The following is a 5,600-nucleotide window of genomic DNA, read 5'->3' as shown; positions in this document are numbered from 1 at the left end:
CCCCTGCCGAGGAGACCGCTGCCGAGTAGCGAGCCCGTTTCTCGAATCGTGTATTCGGATTGAAATCCCCGCGTCGAAGTGCCGGCGCGGGGATTTTTTGGCGTGGTGTTCGCCAGGCTCCGCTTAGCCTCGCCGTTTACCTGTGAAGCGATCTACTTCGATGCGCCACACGGCGACGCGACTCAGCGCTTCGTCGGAAAACGCACATGGCGCTCCAGGTGCCATGTGTTCCATGATGCGGGCAAGGCCGTGCACCTTTTCCGTGCACGCAGCTACAGGAAAGACCCGTCCAGATCCCATGATGCTTCGGTACGCGCATGAATACGCGCAGGCGAAGTCGCCCGTGATGAGGCCATCCTCACAGTCCATCTCGATCGCGACGGGCGTACCATCCTCGCTGTTCGCCATGAACGCCGCCGCCTTGCGTCCCGCTTCCGCGGAATGGAACCAGAGCGTGAGACGCGGTGCACCGCCGCTATCTACCTGCCAGTCGTATCCGAAGCTCACGGGAACGATGAACATGCCCTCGTCGTCCGTGGCACCCAAGCGTACGGTTCGGCACGCCTCCACGATCGCGCGCAACGCCTCGGTATCGCGCACCTCGCGCTTCGATAGCCTCATGGCCTTCATCGCATTTCCTTTCATGTAGGCACATCGGTTTACAGGCACATTTTACGCCGGGCGACCACCTGCTGAAGACGGATCGCATGAACCCGGTTCGATTGGCTCGCCAATAACCCCCGTCCCCAGTGGCTCGCCATTCCCAGTGGCTCGCCAATAACCCCTCGCCGTGGTTTCTCCGTGCGCTTGTACATCCGCTGTGCGCGCCCGAGTGGCAAACGGGTACAGTTATGCAGATTGAATAGGTCCGCTGGAAACGTTTGTCGCGGGCGCGCCCGGTCGCGTGCTCTCGACGCGTGGAAAAGGAAGCACATGGGACTCTTCTCAAAGCTGCTCTCGGTGGGCTCCGACAAGGAGCTGAAGCGCTATCAAAAGACCGTGGAGCAGATCAACGGCCTCGAGCCGACCTACGAGGCGATGAGCGACGAGGAGCTCGCGCACCAGACTGACCTCTTCCGCGAGCGCTATGCCGCCGGCGAGTCGCTCGACAGCCTGCTGCCCGAGGCGTTCGCCGTCGTGCGCGAGGCGTCCAAGCGCACCACGGGGCTCCGCCACTTCGACGTGCAGCTCATCGGCGGCATGACGCTCCACGAGGGGCAGATCGCCGAGATGAAGACCGGTGAAGGCAAGACGCTCGTCTCCACGCTCGCCGGCTACCTGAACGCCATCCCCGGAACCGGTGTGCACATCGTCACGGTGAACGACTACCTTGCGAAACGCGACTCCGAGTGGATGGGGCAGATTTACCGCTTCCTGGGGATGAAGGTCGGCCTGCTGCAGAACGGCATGCCGCTCGCGCAGAAGCGCCCCGCCTACGCTGCAGACGTTACCTATGGTACGAACTCCGAGTTCGGCTTCGATTACCTGCGTGACAACATGGTCATGAGCGCGGAGGCGCGCGTACAGCGCGGGCACGCCTTCGCCATCGTCGACGAGGTCGACTCCATCCTCATCGACGAGGCGCGCACGCCCCTCATCATCTCCGGTGCGGGTACGCGTTCGGCGAGCACCTACAAGGACTTCGCACGCGCCGTGCGCGGACTCAAGCGCGCCCCCGAGGTCGTGCGCGACCCGCTTTCGCTCGAGGCCATGCCCGAGCCCGACGGCGACTTCGTCATGGACGAGGCGAAGCACACCATCGCCGCTACTGAGCAGGGTTTGAAGAAGATCGAGAAGCGCCTGGGAATCGACGACATCTACGCCGACCTCTCCGGCGCGCTCGTGAACCACCTCCAGCAGGCGCTCAAGGCGCAGTACATGTTCCATCGCGACCAGCAGTACGTGGTCACGAACGGCGAAGTCAAGATCGTTGACGAGTTTACCGGCCGCATCATGGAGGGCAGGCGCTACTCCGAGGGTCTCCACCAGGCCATTGAGGCGAAGGAAGGCGTGCTCGTCCGCGAGGAGAACCAGACGCTCGCCACCATCACGCTGCAGAACTATTTCCGCCTGTACGACAAGCTCTCGGGCATGACGGGTACCGCGCTCACAGAAGACGCCGAGTTCCGCGAGATTTACAAGCTTCCTGTGCAGGTCATCCCGCCGAACAAACCGGTCATTCGCGAGGATCACGACGACCTCATCTACCGCTCGATCGACGCGAAATATGCTGCCGTCGCCGAGGACGTGGCGGCGCGCCACGCCGCTGGCCAGCCGGTTCTGGTGGGCACGGTCTCCATCGAGAGCTCCGAGCGCCTTTCCCGCGCGCTCGATAAACGCGGCATCAAGCACGAGGTCTTGAACGCCAAGTTCCACGAGCGCGAGGCGCACATCGTCGCGCAGGCCGGCCGTTTGGGCGCTGTCACCATCGCGACGAACATGGCCGGCCGTGGTACGGACATCCTGCTCGGCGGCAACCCCGAGGAGCTTGCGAACGAGAACGTCGAGGCACGCGGCCTCGACCCGGAGGCGGAGGGCTACGAGGAGGCGCGCTCCGCCGCGTATGCCGAAGAACTCGCCCGCGCCAAGGACGTGTGCGCACGCGAGCACGAGCAGGTCATCGCTGCAGGCGGCCTGTGCGTGATCGGCACCGAGCGGCACGAGAGCCGCCGTATCGACAACCAGCTGCGCGGCCGCGCCGGCCGTCAGGGCGACCCCGGCGAGACGCAGTTCTACCTTTCGCTCGAAGACGACCTCATGCGGCTCTTCGGCGGCGAACGCGTGGAGCGGCTTTCCGGCCTCATGTCGGCTGCCGATATGGACAACATGCCCATCCAGAACAAGTTCGTGTCGAAGGCCGTGGAGAGCGCACAGCGCAAGGTCGAGAACATTAACTTCTCCATGCGTAAAAACGTGCTTGAATACGACGACGTCATGAACAAGCAGCGCATGGAGATCTACGAGGAGCGCAACCGCATCCTCGACGGCAAGGATCTCTCCGAGCACACGGCCGATGTCATGGAGGATACCGTGGCGCGCGGCGTGGCGGAGTTTTGCGAGCCGGGCACCCATGCCGAAGGGTCAGACTTCGACGGCTTGCACCAGTGGGTCGTCGAGCTCACCGGCAAGGCGGATGCTCCGCGCTTCGAGGACGCGGATACCAAGAAGCTCGAGTCCGACGTCCTCGATTATGTGCGTACGTGCTACGACGAGAAGGCCGAGCGTCTGGGCGCCGACGTCATCCGCGAGCTCGACCGCCAGGTCATGCTCCGCGTGATCGATACGCGCTGGATGAGCTATCTGCAGGAGATGGACTACCTCAAGCAGGGCATAGGGCTTCGTGGATTCGGCCAGCGCGACCCGCTCACGGAGTATCGTTCCGAGGCGCACGCGGCGTTTGGCACGCTCGTGAGCACGATGTACGAAGATTACCTGCGCACGGTGCTCAGGACCGAGCTTCGCCAGGCGCCCTCCGCTCCGCAGGGTGCCGGGGCGCTGCATGCCGCCACCTACTCCGGTCCTGGCGAGGTCGATGGCGACTCCGGATCTTCGACCCTGCGCCGCCAGGCCGCGGCTCAGGCGGCGAACGCTGCTGGTAAGGCTCCCGCTCCCGTGCGCGGTAAGGTGAAGACCTATGTGAAGGCCGAGAGCGGCGACCCGTATGCCAACGTGGGGCGTAACGACCCCTGCCCCTGCGGCAGCGGTAAGAAGTTCAAGAACTGCCACGGTAGGAACCGCTAATGGCCGATGTCGCGAACATTACGCCCGAGGAGCTCAGCGCTCTGGAGCAGCGTCTCGCGGAGGTCGAGGCGTACCTGCATATCGACGAGAAGCGCGGGCGTGTGGAGGAGCTCGAGCAGATGAGCGCCGCCCCCGGCTTTTGGGACGACGCAGATCGTGCCCGTGCGCTTATGGCGGAGCTTGCTTCCGCACGCGGGGATGTCGAAGCGGTCGACGGTGCGCGCTCGCAGCTCGCCGATGCGCGTGCTGCCCTCGAGCTTGCTTCTGAGCTGGGGGAGGATGAGGGAGCAGCGGATTTCGTCGCCGAAGCGTCCGCGAATGCCGAGGCACTCGCACGCTCCGTGGATGCGCTCGAGCTTTCGAGCTGGTTTACCGGCGAGTTCGACCACGGTGACGCAATCCTTACCATCAAGCCCGGCCAGGGTGGCCTTGAGGCGCAGGACTGGACGTTCATGCTCTTCAAGATGTACATGAAGTACTGTGCGCGCAAGGGTTGGAAGGTCACGGTGAACGACTGCCCCGCGGCCGAGGTCATCGGCATCGACCGTGCGACCATCACCGTAGAGGGCAAGGATGCCTTCGGCATGCTCCGGGCGGAGGCCGGCGTGCATCGCTTGGTGCGCATCAGCCCCACGGACGCGAAGAAGCGCCGCCAGACCACGTTCGCCGGCGTGGAGGTCATCCCCGTGCTGCCCGAAGACATCGACATCGAGATCGCGCCGGACGACATTCGTGTCGACGTGTACCACGCGAGCGGCCCGGGCGGTCAGGGCGTGAACACCACCGATTCCGCCGTGCGCGTGACGCACCTGCCCACGGGTATCGTCGTGACGTGTCAGAACGAGCGCAGCCAGATCCAGAACAAGGCCGCGTGCATGCAGATCTTGAAGGCGCGCCTCTACGAGCTCGAGCTGCAGAAGCGCGAGGACAAGCTCGACGAGATTCGCGGTCCCAAGACGGACATCGGTTTCGGCAACCAGATTCGCAGCTACGTGCTGTATCCGTATCAGATGGTGAAGGATCTGCGCACCGGCGTGGAGACCTCGAACGTCGATGGCGTGCTCGAAGAGGGCGACCTCGACCCGTTCGTCATCGGCTACCATCGCTGGGCCACCGGCAACGCGGAGGCAGAAGCCTAGCCATGTAAAATTACCCCAGGGGTTATTTTACATGCGAGTAAGACGTATCAAGTCGTTATACCAATACCATCAAACGTGCTACAATCCATCCGATAATGATGGAACCCATGCGCCTGTTGAGGTACGGCGGTCGCGCGTTGCGAGACCGTGCGCAGAAGGGACGGGGTATGGCTTCCCGTATGAATCTGAGGCATGTCGACGTCAAGCGTGTGGTGAAGTCGCGGTTCTGGCGTGATGTTCCGCTCATCGCTGCGGGCTGCGCTATCGCAGCGTTCGCGGTCGACGCCTTCATGGTGTCGAACGGCCTTGCAGCGGGCGGCCTTACCGGCCTTGCCACGATCATCTCCGAACTCGCCTCGCGCCAGGGCTTCTACCTTCCCGTCGGCCTCCAAACGATCGTCATGAACGCGGTGCTCATCCTCTTCGTGATGCGCACGGGCGGTGCCCGCTACCTTGTGCAGACGGTCACGGGCTTCGTGCTCTTCGGCTTCTTCTGCGACGCGCTCATGCCGCTCGCCGCCTCGTTCAAAGCCGTTTCGGGAGACCTCGTGCTCTCGGCGCTGTGGGGCGGTATCATCTCGGGTGTGGGCTACGGCTTCGTGTTCCGAGCCGGTGCGAATACCGGCGGCTCCGACACCATCGCTCAGATCATCTCACGGAAAACGTCGCTTCCCGTGGGCTCGACCGTCATGGTCATCGATGTGGCGGTGTGCGCCGCCT

General features: G+C 63.7%; 4 protein-coding genes. 3 read left to right on the top strand and 1 reads right to left on the bottom strand.

Annotated features, from left to right (window positions below):
• Nucleotides 1-123: 123 nt before the first annotated feature.
• Nucleotides 124-630 carry a pyridoxamine 5'-phosphate oxidase family protein gene (locus tag QZ079_RS07780; protein WP_297037260.1) on the bottom strand — a complete coding sequence of 169 codons (507 nt, stop codon included), beginning with the start codon at nucleotides 628-630 and terminating at the stop codon, nucleotides 124-126.
• Between the two features lie 303 nt (nucleotides 631-933).
• Here QZ079_RS07780 and secA point away from each other — a divergent pair, with 303 nt between their 5' ends.
• From secA to QZ079_RS07765, 3 genes are all read left to right on the top strand, one after another.
• Nucleotides 934-3,741 (top strand): preprotein translocase subunit SecA, encoded by a 2,808-nt coding sequence (gene secA / locus QZ079_RS07775; protein ID WP_297037258.1) that lies wholly within the window; start codon nucleotides 934-936, stop codon nucleotides 3,739-3,741.
• Entirely contained in the window at nucleotides 3,741-4,880 is a 1,140-nt protein-coding gene (gene prfB / locus QZ079_RS07770; RefSeq protein ID WP_291289019.1) for a peptide chain release factor 2, read from the top strand. The genes secA and prfB overlap by 1 nt, the downstream gene beginning before the upstream one ends.
• Nucleotides 4,881-5,047: 167 nt before the next feature.
• Nucleotides 5,048-5,600 (top strand): YitT family protein (locus QZ079_RS07765; RefSeq protein ID WP_297037255.1); only part of this gene is annotated, 553 nt, incomplete at its 3' end.

The organism is uncultured Enorma sp. (assembly GCA_905210055.1).
Classification (GTDB): Bacteria; Actinomycetota; Coriobacteriia; order Coriobacteriales; family Coriobacteriaceae; genus Enorma.
Note: the sequence above shows the minus strand (reverse complement) of the source record. Positions and strands in the feature narration are given on the sequence as shown.

What these genes read in the sequence shown, in the direction of transcription:
- secA (WP_297037258.1), top strand. Translation starts at nt 934, where the DNA reads ATGGGACTCTTCTCAAAGCTGCTCTCGGTGGGCTCCGACAAGGAGCTG.
- prfB (WP_291289019.1), top strand. Translation starts at nt 3,741, where the DNA reads ATGGCCGATGTCGCGAACATTACGCCCGAGGAGCTCAGCGCTCTGGAG.
- QZ079_RS07780 (WP_297037260.1), bottom strand. Translation starts at nt 630, where the DNA reads ATGAAGGCCATGAGGCTATCGAAGCGCGAGGTGCGCGATACCGAGGCG.